Raw genomic sequence first — 15,729 nt, 5'->3', positions numbered from 1 at the left:
CCCCAGGAATCGGCATTCATGTGGTGGCACCTACGGTGGTCGGTCATTCTCGGGTCATCGGCCGGGCAGGCTCGGAGAATATGAGCCCACCGTTGATCACCGAGCACACACGGTAGTCGTCCCGTGCGAGGGTGCGACGGGCAGTTGTGGAACTTGCCCGCCATCCGTCCCGCTCTGGTATGACCTCTCGCACGAGCGACCGATTTCACCCACGGCATTCCCGGTGGACCGGCACCCCGTCGGCGGTACCGCGGAGCGGACGAAGGCAGTACCGGGCCCGCGTACGCCGCAAGCCCCCTCGACGGCCGTCGAGGGGGCTGCTCGTGTGCGGGAGCGCTATGCCTTGCGAAGTCTGGCGATGATGCCGTCGAGGTCGCGCCGGAACATGTAGTCGCGGAAGACGTGCCCGCCGGGTTCCTCGTGCCACTCGTGCGGGATGCCGGCGCCACCGAGCAGTGCGCGGAACTCCCGCTGCCCGGCCAGCACCTGGTTCTCGTTGACCTGGTCGAACCAGTTGACCGGATCGGGGCTGGTGCCCGCCACCAGGAAGACCCGCTTGTTCCGGTAGCTCTCGATCCGCTCGACCGGATTGTCGGCGCTGACCCTGGCCTGGTCCCACAGCGGCACGCCGTACACCGTGCCGCCGGCCAGCTCCACGGCCGCCGACGAGGCGTTGGCCCAGTGGCCGACCAGTCCGGCGTCCCGGCGCAGGCTGGCCGGGCCGGAGTGTGCGCTCACCGAGGCGAAATGGCCGTAGTACTTGGCCGCGTACTTCAGCGCACCGAAGCCGCCCATCGAGAACCCGGCCACGGCACGGCCGTCGTACTCGGCATATGTACGGAAGTTCGCGTCGATCCAGGGCAGCAACTGGGCGATGTGGAAGGTCTCCCAGTTCCGGGGCCCGGCGTTGGAGCTGACCGGGTTGGAGTACCACCCCGCGTGCCCGCCGTCGGGCATCACGACGATGACCGGCCGGCCCGCCGTCCAGGCCCGGATACCCGCGCGGTCGAACGTGATGAAGTCCTGGTCCGTACCGCCGCCGTGCAGCAGGTAGAGCACCGGGTAGCGGCGGCCTGAGGTGTGGTAGCCGTCGGGGAGCAGGACGTTCACCGCGGGGTCCCAGCCGATCGCGTCGGTCGCGAACCGGAAGTACCGCATCCGGGGGTCGCTCTCGTTCCGGTCCACGATGCGCAGCCCGAAGCCGTCACCCGCGGCGCCGGCAGCCGTTGCCGTGGCGAGGACGCTCCCGGCGCCCAGTGCCAATGCGGCGGAGAGCCCGCCGGCGGCCCTGATGACGCTTCTGCGAGTGGGACGGTGCTCGTGGGCGCTCATGCCGAGTAGCCCTTCGGCGGGATCAGCGTGGCGAGTTGATCGAAGGAGATCCAGTAGATCTGGTTCCCGCCGAAGGAGGCGGGGTCGGCTATGAGGACGGTGCGGTCCACCTCGTCGTAGCCGAAGACGGTGAAGTAGTGGTAGATCGTCTGGTCCGACGGGTAGCCGGGCGGCTGATTGCCGGGCGGGGCCACGATGTTGGCGACCAGCGGGTAGTTGCGGTCGATGTCGAAGACGATGTCGTACCAGAGCAGATCCCGCTGCGCCTGCGTGGGCGGGTCGTTCGGCATCTCCTTGGTCTCGTACCAGCCACCGCCGAGGTTCGAGTTGAGCACGCTCGTGACCTGGCCGATGTGGTCGGTGCCGTTCTGGGTGGTGCCGAGCTGCCAGGCCAGGTCTCCCTGACTCGGCGGCGCCATCCGGGCGGAGAGCGCGATGCGGGTGGCCGCCGGGCCGCACCAGTAACCGGTCTCCTGGACCTGGTAGTCGATCTGCAGCCAGTGGGCACTCTGCGTACGTCCGGCAGCGACCTCCAGCCGGGTGCCCGGCTCGTTCCGTCCGCTGACGACGGCCGTACCGGCCTTCGAGCCGTGCCCGAGCACGGACACGGACGAGGTGTGCGGTACGGGTGACGCCTGGGCCAGGGTGGGCTGGAGGAGAGCTCCGGCGGCGGCGACGGCGATCGCGGCGGACACAAGTCTCTTACGCATGAAGGCTCCTGAGGAGGGTGGGGGGTGGCCTTGCGGGCAGAAACGCGTTCGGGAAACGTGCGGCTGTACGGCACAGCGGGATCAGCGTCGCCGTTGCCGCGCGAAGGGCACAAGCGGCGAAAGTTGTGGCTTACGGCGGTACATGAGCGACCGTCAGATCCCGGCCGTCACCCTCCGCGCCTCAGGGTCCGCACTCCGTCGACCCGGGGGGCCGTTCCGTGGAGGCCAGCAGGGCCCGCCCCTCGGCGGTCGCGACGTGGAAGGAGCGTCCGGCCCTGCGCACCGTTGCGACCAGTCCCGCCGCTCGCAGCACGTTGAGGTGCTGGCTGACGGCCGGGTGGGTCACGTCCAGGAGCCGGGCCGCCTCGACGGTGGAGCAGCCGGTGCGGGTCGCGCGCAGGACGCCCGCACGGGTGTGACCGAGCAGCGGCCCCAGGGGGCCCGTGTCATTGGTGGGACGGGGCCCGGGGACCGGGGCCGGCCCGGCCCAGTCCGGGGCATGGTGGATGGGATACACGAGAACGGGCGGCAGATCTCCGTCGGCCAGCGTGATCGGCGTGGGCCAGCAGAAGAACGACGGCTGGAGCACGAGCCCCCGGCCGCCCAGGTGAAGGTGCTGATCCACCGGGTACGTCACTTCCAGGACGGGCGGACGCCAGCGGAACTGCGGTCCGAGCCCGGTCAGCAGGCCCTCGGTCCCCCCGTCGAGCAGGCTGTGCAGCCGGACGGCGCGATCGGCGTCGATGTGGGCGTGGACGCGCCGCCAGTACGGAGCGAGCGCTTCACGCTGATACGTGCCCAGGGCTCCGCCCAGCCGCCGGAGCGTATCGGTGTCGCCTCCGGCCAGCGATCCCACCCAGCCCGGCAGTTGGAAGGAGCCCGCCAGGTGGGTCAGGTCGGTCCGCAGGCGCGGCCGCGGCGTACTCATCAAGGTGTCGAGAGCTGCCTGCAGGGTGGCGCGGTCGCCGGACGTGGGAGTGAGGAAGTCGGGTGAGTAGCCGCGCGGGGGCAGGAGCGAGGAGAGCAGCCGGGGACTGGCGGAGAGCCGCGGCCGCACCCAGCGGCGCCAGGTGCCGAACACCCTTTCGCCGTCGCGCCGTTGCAGGGTCTGCACGCTGTTGCTGATCTCCCAGAGGAAGTCCGGGCCGGGGGCCACCCTGACTCTTGCCAGGTCCTCGGACGTGAAGTGCACCCGCAGCATGGCCGCTCCCCCGGGAAGTGAGCTCCTCGGGCCGCAGCGTACCGCCGTTCGACCGCCTCCCCACCCCGTTCGGACGTCACCGCACCGGCCGCCCCCGCCGCCACGTCACCGCACGGGCCGCCACCGCATGAGCCCATCCTGCTCCCATGGCGCCGGCCGCCCGGGGCGGCGGCCGGCGCGACCGCTCACGCCTGGGGGGCCCGGTCGCGGTCGGGGGTGGCCGTGGCCTTGGCTCCGCCGGGAAGCTGTACGTGAACGGGGGGCCAGTTGCCCCATCCCGGTGCCGGTTCGGCGGCCACGCCGCGCCACCACGGTTCGACGGCCGGCGTATGGGCGGGTTCGAACGGCTGGCCCGGTCGCGGCGCCCCCATCGTCACGCCGGCGAACTGCGTGGCACGCATGGACCACTCGGCGGGTTCGGCCCATGGATGAAGGGCGAGGTTGAACGTTCCCCAGTGGATCGGCAGCATGATGCCGGCCGACGGGTCGTCGCCCTGAAGGTCGAGATGGGCCTGCACGCCCTCGTCGGGGCTCATGTGGATGTCCGGCCATGCGCCGGGCTCCGGCCTGCTGTCCGTCTGGTCCTTCGGCCAGTACTGGCTGTACGCCCCGATCTGGATCATGGTGGCGTCGAACGGGCCGTGCTCGGCGCCGATCTCCTTGAAGCCGGGGAAGTAGCCGGTGTCACCGCTGTGGTAGATCCGGTGCTCGGGCCCGGCGACGGCCCAGGACGCCCAGAGGGTGTGCTGCTGGTTGCGCAGACCACGGCCGCAGAAGTGCCGGGCGGGCGTGGCGGTCAGGCTGATGCCTGCGACGGTCGTGGACTCGTTCCAGTCGAGCTCGTGGATCCGGTCCAGGGGTACGCCCCAGCGCTCCAGGTGAGCACCGACCCCGAGCGGTACGGCGAAGACCGTGGCGGTGCCGGCGAGGGAACGGATCGTCGGCAGGTCGAGGTGGTCGTAGTGGTCGTGCGAGATCACCACGACGTCGACCGGCCCGAGGGCGCCGAGCGGCACCGGCGCGGGATGCACGCGCTTGGGCCCGGCGAAGGCGAACGGAGAACAGCGCTCACCCCAGACCGGGTCGAACAGCACACGCCGTCCGTCGATCTCGGCGAGCACGCTGGAATGCCCCATCCAGGTGAGCCGCAGGCCGGAGGCGGGCGGCTCGGCAAGGTCGGCCAGGGTCGTGGCATGCACGGGGACGGTCCCGGTCGGCGTCCTGAGGACCCGCTCCTCCTTGCGGAAGTAGACCTTCGCGAACTCGAGAGCCGACCCGGAGGGTCTGATCCTGGCCCCCACCGGGTTCTGGAAGACCCCGTCGGCGAAGTTGGGGGAACGGCGGATGCGCTCCATCCGGGCGCCGCCCGGATCGGCCCCGAAGGCTGCGGGGCGCAGCGCACGCAGCCTGGTGCGGAGCGGAAGCTTGGAGTCAGCGCCGGTCACAAGATCTCCTGAGGGAGTCGGTATCGTCTCATTATGGACAGGGGTGATGACTGTGCGAGAGCGGAGCACCCAACGGGATGGCACTCCGGATGGGCCCGTTCAGCCACGCGGCTGCCCGTACACGTGCTCGACGTGGAGCCTCAGGACGATCCGCCGGTCCCTGACCATGGCTTTGCGGTAGTCGTCCCAGTCGGGATGCTCTCCCTGGACGTCCCGGTAGAGCGTGATCAGTTCCTCCACGGTGGCGTCGTCGGGATCGGCGGCCACCGGAGTGAGCTCGGCCGTGCCGTCCACGACCGTCCAGGCCCAGCGGTCCTGGCTGGTCACGTGGTAGCCGGCCCGCGGGTCCCGCGAGACGTTCCTGGTCTTCGCCCGACCTTCGGTGACCGATACACGGATGATGCGCTCGTCGGGGTAGTAGAAGTGATTGACGTTGGAAAGCTGCGGCCTGCCGTCCCGCCTGAGCGTCACCAGCACGCCGCCGCTCTCCTCGGCGACCAGCCGTAGCAGTGCCTGCTGCCGTGCATCGAATCCCGTCATGCCGAATCCAACGTCCGGTCCGTCCGCAGGATTCCGCATCCGGTGGGCGCCTCTTCCGCATGTGGCCGGATCCGGCCACCTCCGGGTGCCGCCCGCACGAGCCCCACAGGCACGCTCCGGCCACGGGCCGACGACGCGGCACAGGCCGCATTGACAGTGCGCCGCCGGGTCCCAATACTGACTGCCGATTCAGTATATGGCCGTAGGCCGGCAGGGGGCGGCGGCCCGCTCCCTCGATTTCCCGGCGTTCCCGGTCCTGCCCCCACCGCCGTGACCGAGGAGCACCCACGATGACGACACCGACGGTGTCCCCGCCCGCCCCGCTGATCTCGCTGACCTGGACCGACCACGTCACGGGCCGCCAGGGGCACCTCGTCGTCGACCGCCTGGTGCGGGGGGTGTCCAGCGGCGGACTGCGCATGCGGGCGGGCTGCACCCTGGACGAGGTGGCCGGGCTGGCCCGCGGCATGACCATGAAGGAAGCACTCCACTTCGACGCGGACCGGTCCGGGGCGCGCTACATCCCGCTGGGCGGCGCCAAGGGCGGCATCGACTGCGACCCCCGCGATCCGGCGGCGTACGGCATTCTCGTGCGCTATCTGCGCGCGGTGCGCCCGTACGTGGAAAGCGTCTGGACGACCGGCGAGGACCTGGGGCTCACCCAGGACCTTGTCGACCGCGCCGCCGCGGAGGCAGGCCTCGTCTCCACCGTCCAGGCGGTCTATCCGCTGCTCGACGACGAGGCCGGGGCGCGCCGGCGGCTGGCCGACGCCTTCGCCGTCGAGGTGGACGGCATCGGCCTGGACGAACTGGCCGGCGGCTGCGGGGTCGCCGAGTGCGCGCTCGCCGCCCTGGACGGGGCAGGAGTCGCCCACGGGGGCGCGAGGGTCTCCCTCCAGGGGCTCGGCACCATGGGCGGGGCGACCGCCAGGTTCCTGTCCCGGGCCGGCCTGCGCGTGGTCGCCGTCGCCGACGTCAAGGGCACGATCGCGAATCCCGCCGGTCTCGACGTCGAGGCCCTCCTGGGCGCCCGCGACGCCTACGGAACGGTGGACCGCGGTGTGCTGCGCGACACGGATCTGGAACTGCCCGCCGACGCCTGGCTGACCCAGGAGGCGGAGGTGCTGATACCCGCGGCCGTCTCCTATGCCATCGACCTGACGAACCAGGCCCGTATCACCGCCCGTTGGGTCGTCGAGGCGGCCAACATGCCGGTGCTGCCGGAAGCGGAGGCACTTCTGGCCGCGCGCGGGATCACGGTGCTGCCCGATGTCGTCGTCAACTCGGGTACCAACGCCTGGTGGTGGTGGACCCTGTTCGGGGACATCGACGCGGACGCGGACGAAGCCTTCGCTCACATCCGGGGCGCCATGCGCACCCTCATCGAACTCGTGCTGGCCCGTGCCTCGGCGGATGGCTGCACTCCGCGCGCGGCGGCACACGCCCTCGTCGCCGACAGACTGCCAGTGATGGCCGACCGTTTCGGCTGGTACCGCTGACCACAAGCCTCGCGGAGCCGCGGCAAGGGGGCGGGGCCGGTTGAGGCCCCGCCCCCGGCCTGCTTCGGACCGGGCATTGGTTAGGGTGACGCCGTGGCAAGAGTGCGGTTGGGTGTGGCGGAGCGGCGCGAGGAGTTGCTGCGCGCTGCCGTCGAGCAGATCGAGGTACGGGGTGTCGCAGCCGTACGGATCGCCGATGTGGCGTCCGTGCTCGGTGTGAGCAACGCCCTTGTGCTCTACCACTTCTCCACCAAGGAGAAGTTGGTCGCCGCCGCCTTCGCACACGCTGCCGAAGCCGATCTGGCCCACCTGCGCAAGCTCCTCAGCCGCCGCACGACCGCGGTGCGCAGACTGCGTGCCGCCGTGCGCTGGTACGCGCCGACGGGCCAGGCCAAGGGCTGGCGGCTGTGGATCGAGGGGTGGGCTGCCTCGCTCCGCGACCCGGCCCTGCGCAATGTCGCGGGCGATCTCGACCAGCAGTGGAAGGCGGAGCTGGCCGAAGTCATCGAAGAAGGTGCGGCCGCGGGCGAGTTCGAGTGCGACGACCCGATGTCCGTCGCCTGGCGGCTGACCGCGTTGCTGGACGGGCTGGCGGTGCAGATGACGTCGTACGCGGGTCCGCTGTCCCGGGCCACGATGCTGGAGTGGACCGAGGAGGCCCTCGCCCGCGAACTGGGCATCGCCCACGAGACCCTGACGGGATGACCGATGGGGGCCGCCGGCGCGAAGCTGGTCGGTTCCCGGCTGCTCCACCGGATGCGACGGCTTCACGGCGGCCCGGCCACCTCACGGGCCTCGCCCGCCGTGCCCGGCTCCGCCGAGCCCTCTGTCCCCCCTCCGGACCCCGTCCCCTGATTCCCGTCCCGGGGAAGCCCGTCAGGTCTCAGGTCTGCCGCACAGGCGCGTAGGACTCGCCCTGGAGCCCGAATGTCCACGCGACCCCCTCCTTCGCGGTCCTGGTATGCGGCGGCACCCGCAGCCAGTACGTGCGACACGTCCCGTCCGGCTCCGGAGTGGAATTGACCACCTCCACCATGACCACGTCCTCGTCGCCGTCGAGCGGGATCCGCCAGAGAACGCCCGTCTCGTCCCGGTGCACCGGTTCGGCCCCGGACTCGGTGAGATAGCGGTCGTACCCGTAGAACTCCAGCATCACGCGGCGCAGCTCCGCGTTGTCCTCGGCCCGGATCCGCTCGGGAGTCAGTGCGCGGAGCTCCGCCAGGAATGCGGCGGGCACCGGCATGCCGCGCCAGGCGTACAGGGCGAAGCCGTCACGGTAGGCGAGTGCGGGGCCGTCGCCGCTGTCCAGCCGGCCCGCCTCGTCGCGGTGCAGTACCCCGGGACGCTCACTGAGCACCACAGCGCGCTCGTAGGGCCACCACCAGCCGGCGTTCCTCGCGACGGCAGCGAGTCCGTCGAGCCGGTCGCCCCGGCCGTCGAAGGCGGCGAGCCAGGCCGCGTCGTGCTGACCCAGCACGGCGTCGAGCAGGACCATCCGGACGTCCGACTCGTCCTCCGGCTTCACGGTGAGGTCCGCCACGACACCCGCCCGTATGCGGTCGGCGAGTGCCGATGTCGTCTCCCAGAGCTGGGCGCCGGTGGCGGACCACAGAGCGGACCAGCCGGCCGGGCCCAACTCGTCGTACATTCGGCGCCGTTCCTCCGCCCAGGGCCGGGTCCGTACGTCGTCCCGTACGGAACGTCCCGGGTCGGTCAGCTTCTCCACCGCTTCGACGGCGGCCTTGGGTGAATCGGCCCAGACGAACTGCGCCGGCTCGGCCAGTCCCGCTTTGCGGTAGGCGAGCCGCACCCCGTCCTCGGCCGCCGCCCGGTCCGCCGCGCCGGTAGCCGCCGCCACGGCCCGCCAAGAGTCCACGTACTGCATCGGTTGCCCGTCCCCTGTTCCTGTGTTCCTGGTGCTGTCGAGTGGGTGACTGTTGCGGTTGCTCAGTCCGCGACGATGCGGACGGCCCCCGGTGCGTACTCGCGCTGGCGCACCACCCGGAACCAGCCCTTCGGCAGCGAGATCACCGCGTGCTCCTCGTGCACCACACGTCCGCCGTCGGGAAGGTGGAGCAGCATCGGGCCGAACACCCCGCCCTCCCGGATCAGTCGTCCGGCCCCCGGCACCGCGTGCGCATTTCCGGTGACCTCGCCGAGCGCGAGGACCAGCCGGCCGCGCCCGTCGCGCAGTTCGCCCGGTGCCTCCAGGAGGTTCGCGGGCACCGCGGACTCCTCCAGCGCCATGATCAGTACGTCGCCCTGCCGGTACACAGACGTCTCCCCTCCGCACCGGCACCCGCTGTGCCGGCCACGTCGAAAACGCTACGGCGGGGGTCTGACAACCGGCCGGTGCGCGTCGGCGGGCGGGGTCGGCCGTTGCGTTGTCAGTGGCGCTTGATAGACCTTGCGGACATCAATCCGTCGCCGCCATCAGGAGCTCAGCCCATGTCCGATGCCGACCACCTGCACGAGCTCCTCGGCCTTCCGGCCGTCGATTTCCGGTCCGGGACGAACGACAGCCCCCGTCCGGCCGCCGACGCGGCGGCCTGGCGCGTTTCGATCGATCCCTACGAGGACGAGGACCGCACCTGGGAGCAGGAGTTCGCCGAGTTCCTCGACGAGGTGGACCCGGCCGGCGTCCGCGCGCTGATCATCGGTCAGTGGGGCGAGTCGTACGAGGAGAAGTCGTCGTATCCGATCGGTCTGGTGATCGCCGCCGCCGAGCGGCTGACCTCGCTGGAAGCGGTGTTCGTAGGCGATCTGACAGCGGAGGAGGCGGAGATCTCCTGGATCGAGCAGAGCGACGTCACCGAGCTGCTCACCGCTTTTCCCGCGCTGGTGGAGTTCGGCGTGCGCGGCGGTTCCGAGCTCGTCTTCCCGGCCACGAAGCACGAGAAACTGCGTGCACTGACCATCGAGGCCGGTGGACTTCCGGTGGACGTGGTGCGGGGCGTGCTGGACAGCGAACTGCCCTCCCTGGAGCGGCTCGACCTCTGGCTGGGCGTCTCGGCCTACGGGGGCGACGCCGATGTGGCGGATCTGGCGCCGCTCCTCTCAGGGACGCGCTTCCCGTCCCTGCACCATCTCGGTCTGCGCAACAGCGAGGTGGAGAACGAGATCGCGGCCGCCGTCGCCTCGGCCCCGCTCGTGGCGCGGCTGCGCACCCTCGACCTGTCCTGCGGCACCCTCGGCGACGAGGGTGCGGCGGCGCTGCTGGAGGGCCAGCCGCTGACCCATCTCGATGTGCTGGATCTGCACCACCACTTCCTCACCGAGCCGATGGAGCGCAGGGTCACGGAGGCCTTGGAACCGCACGGGGTGCGGGTGGATCTGTCGGAGCGGTGCGAGCCGTGGGGCGACCGCGGCGCCGCGGGCCGGTACGTCACGGTGTCGGAGTGACGGCGCGATGACCGGTGCCGAGCACCCCGAGGCCCTTCCACGGTCTGCCCCTCCTCATCCTGTCGCCGCCGGGCGAGGACGGCGCGGATCCGGTGCAGAGCGGCGAGATCCAGGACGAGACTGCCGAGGCGATGGCATCGGCCCCGGTCGTCGCGCAACTGGAGTCGCTCGCCCTGTCCATGGGAACGCCCTGCGACACGGGCGCCCCGGCTCTTTCCGACGGTCGGCCGCTCACCCGTCCGGCCCCGCCGGATCCGCACCACCCCTGTCCGACCGAGCCGGTGAGGTCCCGCGTCCGGAGATGGGCACCCGTGAGGGTCTCCCTGCCGATCTCGAAGAGGCGGGCCGCTGGGACCCCGCTGACGACGACTCCCGACATGCCGCCGTCAGCGAGTAGCGCGCCGCGCCTGGCGGTCGTCGGCAATCCGGGAAGCCGCCGGATCGGCCTCTTCCAGGACGCCGTGCGCGCCGCCGGGCTGCCGCGGGCGCGCACGGTGTCCTGGCTCGATGTGCTGGGAGGGGACGCGGACTTCCTGCCCGGGGAGACCGTGCGCATCGACTCGCCCGGCGAGGACCTGGAGGTCGATCACCTGCTGCGCGGGGCCGGCGACCCGACGCGGGTGGAGGGTTCGGCTCTCTGGTACGCACGGTTCACCTCCGCCGTACGGGACGTGGCACGGGCCGCGAGATCGGCCGGGGCGTTCCTCCTGGACGGCCCCGGAGACATCGCGGTGCTGTTCGACAAGCGCCTGTGCCACGGTGTGCTGGACACCGCGGGCGTCCCCGTTCCCGCGTCACCGACCTCGGGACCGGGCGCGCCTCCGGTGCGGGGCTGGGCCGATGTGCGTGCGCTGATGGCTGAGCACCGCATGCCGCGTGTGTTCGTGAAACCCGCGCACGGGTCCTCGGCCTCCGGGGTGATGGCCGTGGAGACGGCCGGGCCCGGCCGGATCCGGGCGTCGACCTCGGTCGAACGGGACCCGGCCGGCCGCCTCCACAACTCGCTCCGGGTCCGCCGGCTCACGACGGAGCGGGAGGTCGCGGCGATCGTCGACGCACTCGCGCCGGACGGACTGCACATCGAGCGCTGGCTGCCGAAGGCCTCACAGCGGGGCCGGGTCGCGGATCTGCGGGTCGTGGTGGTCGGCGGCCGGGCGACCCACGCGGTCGTCCGCACCAGCCGCTCCCCCATGACCAATCTGCACCTCGGCGGGGAGCGCGGCGATCTCGACGAGGTGCGGGCAGCCGTCGAGATCGCCGGCGGCAGTTGGGGCGAGGCGCTGGCCGTGTGCGAGAAGGCGGCCGCCCTCTTCCCGGACACGCTGTGCGTGGGCGTGGATCTGCTGCCCGCCACCGGCTGGCGGCGCTTCGCCGTCGGCGAGGTCAACGCCTTCGGTGATCTGCTGCCGCGGCTGACCGGCATGCCCGGCAGTGGCGCCGAGGGCCTGGACACCTATGCGGCGCAGGTCGCCGCCGTACTGAACCGACCGAGGAACCACCGTGTCAGCGCGACTCCCTGAATCACCCTCCGCCATCGCAGGCGCCGCCGAGTACCCCTCCGCTGCCGTCGGCCCCGACATGAGCGAGGTCGTGGGCAGCCACGATCTGCTGCTCGTCACCCTGGACACGCTGCGGTACGACGTCGCGGTGGAGCTCACCACCGCCGGGCGCATCCCGAATCTGGCCCGGCATCTGCCGGGCGGCGTCTGGGAGAAGCGGCATGCCCCGGGGAGCTTCACCTACGCCTCGCACCAGGCGATCTTCGCGGGGTTCCTGCCCACACCGGCCATCCCGGGGCCCCATCCCCGGCTGTTCGCCGCCCGGTTCGCCGGCAGCGAGACCACGGCGGAGCGCACCTTCGTGTTCGATGCCCCCGACCTGGTCTCGGCGCTCGCCGGGGAGGGATACCGCACGGTGTGCATCGGCGGGGTGGGGTTCTTCAACCGACAGGCACCGCTCGGCTCCGTGCTGCCCGGGCTGTTCCAGGAGGCCCACTGGGAGCCGGAGTTCGGCGTGGCCTCGCCCCGCTCGTTCGAGGCACAGGTGGACCGTGCCGAGCAGGTGGTCCGGGAGCTCCCTGCCGGCCGGCGCCTGTTCCTCTTCGTCAACGTGTCGGCACTGCACCAGCCGAACTGGTTCCACCGGCCGGGCGCGACCCGCGAGGCGGGCGACACCCGCGCGACCCACGCGGCCGCGCTCGAGTACGTGGACGCCCACATCGGCCGTCTCTTCGCCGCCGCGAGCAGCCGTCGCCGGGCCTTCGCCATCGTCTGCTCCGACCACGGCACGGCGTACGGCGACGACGGCTACACCGGTCACCGGCTCGGTCACGAGTCCGTCTGGACCGTTCCCTACGCGCACTTCTTCCTGGAACCGGGGGCCACCGCACGATGACCAGTCGGCACACCACTCGCCCGTACCAGAGCTACGTCTACGCCTATCCGCACAAGACGGCGTACGCCAGGCTCTCCGAGCACCCCGGTGGGCGGCCCGGGCTGAGCGACCTGTGGGCGGGTGAGAGCAAGGACGCGCTCTCGCTCTACCTCCACATACCCTTCTGTGAGGTCCGCTGCGGCTTCTGCAACCTCTTCACGCGGATCGGCGCGCCCGACGAGCTCACCACCCGCTACCTCGACGCGATGGACCGGCAGGCGACCGCCGTACGGGACGCGCTGGGCGACGGGGAGCCGGTGCGCTTCGCCGCCGCCGCGTTCGGCGGGGGGACGCCGACGTTCCTGACCGCAGGGGAGCTGGAGCGTCTGTGTGACATCGCGGAGAAGCGGATGGGCGCCGACCTCCGGTCCGTGCCGCTGTCCGTCGAGACCTCGCCGTCGACCGCGACCGCCGACCGGCTGGCCGTGCTCGCCGACCGCGGGACGACCCGGATCAGCATCGGTGTGCAGAGCTTCGTCGAGGCCGAGGCCCGTGCGGCCGTCCGTCCGCAGCGTCGCGCCGCTGTGGAGGCGGCCCTGGGCCGGATCAGGGACAGCCGCATCCCGGTCCTCAACATCGACCTGATCTACGGCATCGGCGGCCAGACCGAACGGAGCTGGCGCGCCTCGCTCGACGCGGCACTGGGGTGGCGGCCGGAGGAGCTGTACCTGTACCCGCTCTATGTCCGTCCGCTGACCGGCCTGGGCAGGCTCGGGGCCGCTGACGAAGCCGCTGCGGACGCCGCCTGGGACGAACAGCGGCTACGGCTCTACCGGGCCGGCCGCGATCATCTCCTCGCCCACGGCTACGAGCAGGTGTCGATGCGGATGTTCCGCCGCGCCGATGCCCCGCGGCCCGGGGGCCCGGACGACCACGCCTGTCAGACCGACGGCATGATCGGTCTCGGCTGCGGCGCCCGCTCGTACACCTCGCGACTGCACTACTCCTTCGACTACGCGGTGGAGATGCGCGAGGTGCGGACGATCATCGACGGCTACACGGCCACCGAGGACTTCTCGCAGGCGGAGGTGGGCCGTTTCACCGACGGCGACGAGGCCCGCCGCCGCCATCTCCTGCAGTCCGTCCTGCAGGCCGAGGGGCTGCGCCTGTCCGAGTACCGCGACCGCTTCGGTACGAGCCCCGACGAGGACTTCCCCGAGGAGCTCGCCCGGTTCGAGGCCCGGGGCTGGCTCGACGAGGACGCGGCGGCCGATGGCCTGCTCCGCCTGACGGCCGAGGGGCTCGCCCACTCCGACGCGCTGGGACCCGACCTCTTCTCCCCTGCCGTGCGGGCCGCGATGGCCGCGTACGAGCTGAAGTGAGCCTCGCATGGACCTGACGATTCTCTACCGCGGTCCACTCGCCTCGTGCGATTACGACTGCCCGTACTGTCCGTTCGCCAAGCGGCGCGACAGCCGGGAGCAGCTGCGGGCCGACCGGGCCGCGCTGGAGCGCTTCACGGCGTGGGCGGCGGCGCAGACCGGGGACCGGATCTCGGTGCTGTTCACCCCGTGGGGCGAGGCTCTCGTCCGCTCCTGGTACCGCCGGGCGGTGGTGGAGCTGGCCCGGCTGCCGCACGTCCGCCGGGTGGCGGTCCAGACAAACCTCAGCGGCCGTACGCAGTGGCTGGCCGCGGCGGGCGTCGCGGGCCGCGACAAGATTGCGCTGTGGTGCACGTACCACCCGGGTCAGACACCGTACGAGCGGTTCCTCGGCCGGTGCGGGGAGCTGGTGTCCCTGGGGATCCGTCACAGCGTGGGCGTGGTCGGGCTGGAGGGACACCTCGGCGAGGCGCGGCGGCTGCGGGCTGCTCTTCCCGACGAGGTCTACCTCTGGGTCAACGCCGCCGAGGGTCACACCTACACGGACGGGGAAGCGGAGCGGTGGACGGCGATCGACCCGCTGTTCCCGTACAGCCGCCATCCGCACCGCTCGGCGGGTGTGCCCTGCCGGACCGGTGAGTCGGTGATCTCCGTGGACGGCGAGGGCACGGTGCGCCGCTGCCACTTCGTCCGCACCGGGCTCGGCAATCTCTACGACGGCAGTTACCGCGCGGCACTGACGCCCCGGGCCTGCCCGCTCGCCGTCTGCGACTGCCACATCGGCTATGTGCATCTGGAGACGCTGCCGCTGTACGACGTCTTCGCGGGCGGGGTGCTGGAGCGCATACCCGCGTCGCCGCCGTCCTCGGCCGCCCCGGGTTCCCCGGGCGACTGAGGACAGCGGACCCCTCAGAGCGGCAGCAGATCGGGCCGCTTGGCCGCCACGTGGTCCCCCGAGGACTCGCCGCGCAGCCGCCGGCCGATCCACGGGACGAGGTACTCGCGCGCCCATTGGATGTCGTCGCGCCGTACTTCGAGCGTTCGCCGCTGTGCCTGCGGCGGCCACTCCTGGTCCGGGTCGGCGGGCACGTCGATGCCGAGGACCTGGGCGGCGCGCAGCGCGACCCTGGTGTGTCCTTCGGCCGAGAGGTGCAGCCGGTCGTTGTCCCAGGCCCGCCGGTCCTGGACCGAGCGCAGGGACCACAGGTCGAGGACCGGGCAGTCGTAGCGGTCGGCGATGGACCGCACATGAGCGGTGTAGGTGGCGATCTTGCCGCGCAGGTGGCGCAGCACGGGAACGTTGCGGGTGTCGAACCCGGTGGTGACCATGACGGTGCCGACCGACCCGGTCAGATCGGCGACCGCTCGCTCGAAGCGCTCGGCCACGTCGTCGGGGTCGGTGCCCGGCCGGATGATGTCGTTGCCGCCGGCACAGAAGCTCACCAGATCCGGGGCGAGCAGCTTGGCGCGCGGCACCTGCTCCTCGACGATCTGGTCGAGGAGGCGACCTCGTACGGCGAGATTGGCGTACCGGAAGTTCCCGTGTGCGGATACCGCGCCGCCCGTCGGTGCGCCGGAGTCCGGGAGCTGGTCCGCGAGAAGTACCGCGAACCGGTCCGCCCAGCCGAGAAAGGTGCCGCCCGGGCCGGGGTCACCGACTCCCTCGGTGAAGCTGTCGCCGATCGCCGCGTACGACCCGATGACGCCGTGTCGGTTGATGACGCCCTGTTGGATGTTGTTCGAATCGTCTGCCACAAGGGCCTATCCTGCACCGCCGAATGTGACCTACGCGACCGTAATATGGGGTTGACGGGTGGTGAGATAGACCACCCGGTCAGTTTTTGG

General features: G+C 71.6%; 15 protein-coding genes. 7 read left to right on the top strand and 8 right to left on the bottom strand.

Translation table 11 applies throughout. The features are described 5' to 3' along the window. Window positions 1-336 precede the first annotated feature (336 nt). From ABZ434_RS13885 to ABZ434_RS13865, 5 genes are all read right to left on the bottom strand, one after another. Window positions 337-1,332: an esterase family protein gene (locus ABZ434_RS13885; protein WP_359135203.1), complete on the bottom strand. Its 996-nt coding sequence runs from the start codon at window positions 1,330-1,332 to the stop codon at window positions 337-339. Further along, window positions 1,329-2,042 carry a C39 family peptidase gene (locus ABZ434_RS13880; RefSeq protein WP_359135201.1) on the bottom strand — a complete coding sequence of 238 codons (714 nt, stop codon included), beginning with the start codon at window positions 2,040-2,042 and terminating at the stop codon, window positions 1,329-1,331. The genes ABZ434_RS13885 and ABZ434_RS13880 overlap by 4 nt, the downstream gene beginning before the upstream one ends. 181 nt (window positions 2,043-2,223) lie before the next feature. Beyond that, on the bottom strand, window positions 2,224-3,243 hold the full coding sequence (locus ABZ434_RS13875; protein WP_359135199.1) for a winged helix-turn-helix domain-containing protein: 1,020 nt from the start codon (window positions 3,241-3,243) through the stop codon (window positions 2,224-2,226). A 185-nt stretch (window positions 3,244-3,428) separates the two neighbouring features. Further along, the gene (locus ABZ434_RS13870; RefSeq protein ID WP_359135197.1) at window positions 3,429-4,688 is read right to left on the bottom strand and encodes an MBL fold metallo-hydrolase; all 1,260 of its coding nucleotides are present in this window, start codon (window positions 4,686-4,688) and stop codon (window positions 3,429-3,431) included. A gap of 99 nt (window positions 4,689-4,787) precedes the next feature. Beyond that, window positions 4,788-5,228 carry a PPOX class F420-dependent oxidoreductase gene (locus ABZ434_RS13865; RefSeq protein WP_359135195.1) on the bottom strand — a complete coding sequence of 147 codons (441 nt, stop codon included), beginning with the start codon at window positions 5,226-5,228 and terminating at the stop codon, window positions 4,788-4,790. Window positions 5,229-5,518: 290 nt separating this feature from the next. On the opposite strand from ABZ434_RS13865, the gene ABZ434_RS13860 reads away from it, so the two are divergent. Together ABZ434_RS13860 and ABZ434_RS13855 are read left to right on the top strand one after the other, a co-directional pair. Beyond that, window positions 5,519-6,727 carry a Glu/Leu/Phe/Val dehydrogenase dimerization domain-containing protein gene (locus ABZ434_RS13860; RefSeq protein ID WP_359135194.1) on the top strand — a complete coding sequence of 403 codons (1,209 nt, stop codon included), beginning with the start codon at window positions 5,519-5,521 and terminating at the stop codon, window positions 6,725-6,727. 114 nt (window positions 6,728-6,841) lie between these two features. Continuing rightward, a complete protein-coding gene (locus tag ABZ434_RS13855) occupies window positions 6,842-7,432 on the top strand; it encodes a TetR/AcrR family transcriptional regulator (RefSeq protein WP_359135287.1) in 591 nt (196 codons plus the stop codon). A 178-nt stretch (window positions 7,433-7,610) separates the two neighbouring features. Here the strand turns inward: ABZ434_RS13855 and ABZ434_RS13850 are convergent, their stop codons facing one another. Together ABZ434_RS13850 and ABZ434_RS13845 are read right to left on the bottom strand one after the other, a co-directional pair. Continuing rightward, a complete protein-coding gene (locus ABZ434_RS13850; protein ID WP_359135192.1) occupies window positions 7,611-8,612 on the bottom strand; it encodes a DUF6745 domain-containing protein in 1,002 nt (333 codons plus the stop codon). A gap of 62 nt (window positions 8,613-8,674) precedes the next feature. After that, window positions 8,675-9,001 (bottom strand): hypothetical protein, encoded by a 327-nt coding sequence (locus ABZ434_RS13845; RefSeq protein WP_359135190.1) that lies wholly within the window; start codon window positions 8,999-9,001, stop codon window positions 8,675-8,677. A 174-nt stretch (window positions 9,002-9,175) separates the two neighbouring features. Between ABZ434_RS13845 and ABZ434_RS13840 the strand changes: the two genes are divergently transcribed. From ABZ434_RS13840 to ABZ434_RS13820, 5 genes are all read left to right on the top strand, one after another. Beyond that, the gene (locus tag ABZ434_RS13840) at window positions 9,176-10,129 is read left to right on the top strand and encodes an STM4015 family protein (protein WP_359135188.1); all 954 of its coding nucleotides are present in this window, start codon (window positions 9,176-9,178) and stop codon (window positions 10,127-10,129) included. Between the two features lie 377 nt (window positions 10,130-10,506). Beyond that, window positions 10,507-11,649, top strand: a complete 1,143-nt coding sequence (locus ABZ434_RS13835) for an STM4014 family protein (RefSeq protein ID WP_359135285.1) — start codon at window positions 10,507-10,509, stop codon at window positions 11,647-11,649. Window positions 11,650-11,707: 58 nt separating this feature from the next. Next, a complete protein-coding gene (locus tag ABZ434_RS13830; RefSeq protein WP_359135283.1) occupies window positions 11,708-12,523 on the top strand; it encodes an STM4013/SEN3800 family hydrolase in 816 nt (271 codons plus the stop codon). After that, window positions 12,520-13,884 (top strand): STM4012 family radical SAM protein, encoded by a 1,365-nt coding sequence (locus tag ABZ434_RS13825; RefSeq protein WP_359135186.1) that lies wholly within the window; start codon window positions 12,520-12,522, stop codon window positions 13,882-13,884. Before ABZ434_RS13830 ends, ABZ434_RS13825 begins: the two co-directional genes overlap by 4 nt. A gap of 7 nt (window positions 13,885-13,891) precedes the next feature. Then, entirely contained in the window at window positions 13,892-14,779 is an 888-nt protein-coding gene (locus ABZ434_RS13820; RefSeq protein ID WP_359135184.1) for an STM4011 family radical SAM protein, read from the top strand. Window positions 14,780-14,793: 14 nt separating this feature from the next. Here the strand turns inward: ABZ434_RS13820 and ABZ434_RS13815 are convergent, their stop codons facing one another. Next, window positions 14,794-15,639: an SGNH/GDSL hydrolase family protein gene (locus ABZ434_RS13815; RefSeq protein ID WP_359135182.1), complete on the bottom strand. Its 846-nt coding sequence runs from the start codon at window positions 15,637-15,639 to the stop codon at window positions 14,794-14,796. Between the last annotated feature and the right edge of the window lie 90 nt (window positions 15,640-15,729).

The sequence above is a fragment of the Streptomyces sp. NPDC005761 genome (assembly GCF_040630635.1).
GTDB lineage: Bacteria > Actinomycetota > Actinomycetes > Streptomycetales > Streptomycetaceae > Streptomyces.
The sequence above is the reverse complement of the archived record's forward strand: the minus strand, read 5'-3'. Positions and strand labels throughout refer to the sequence as shown.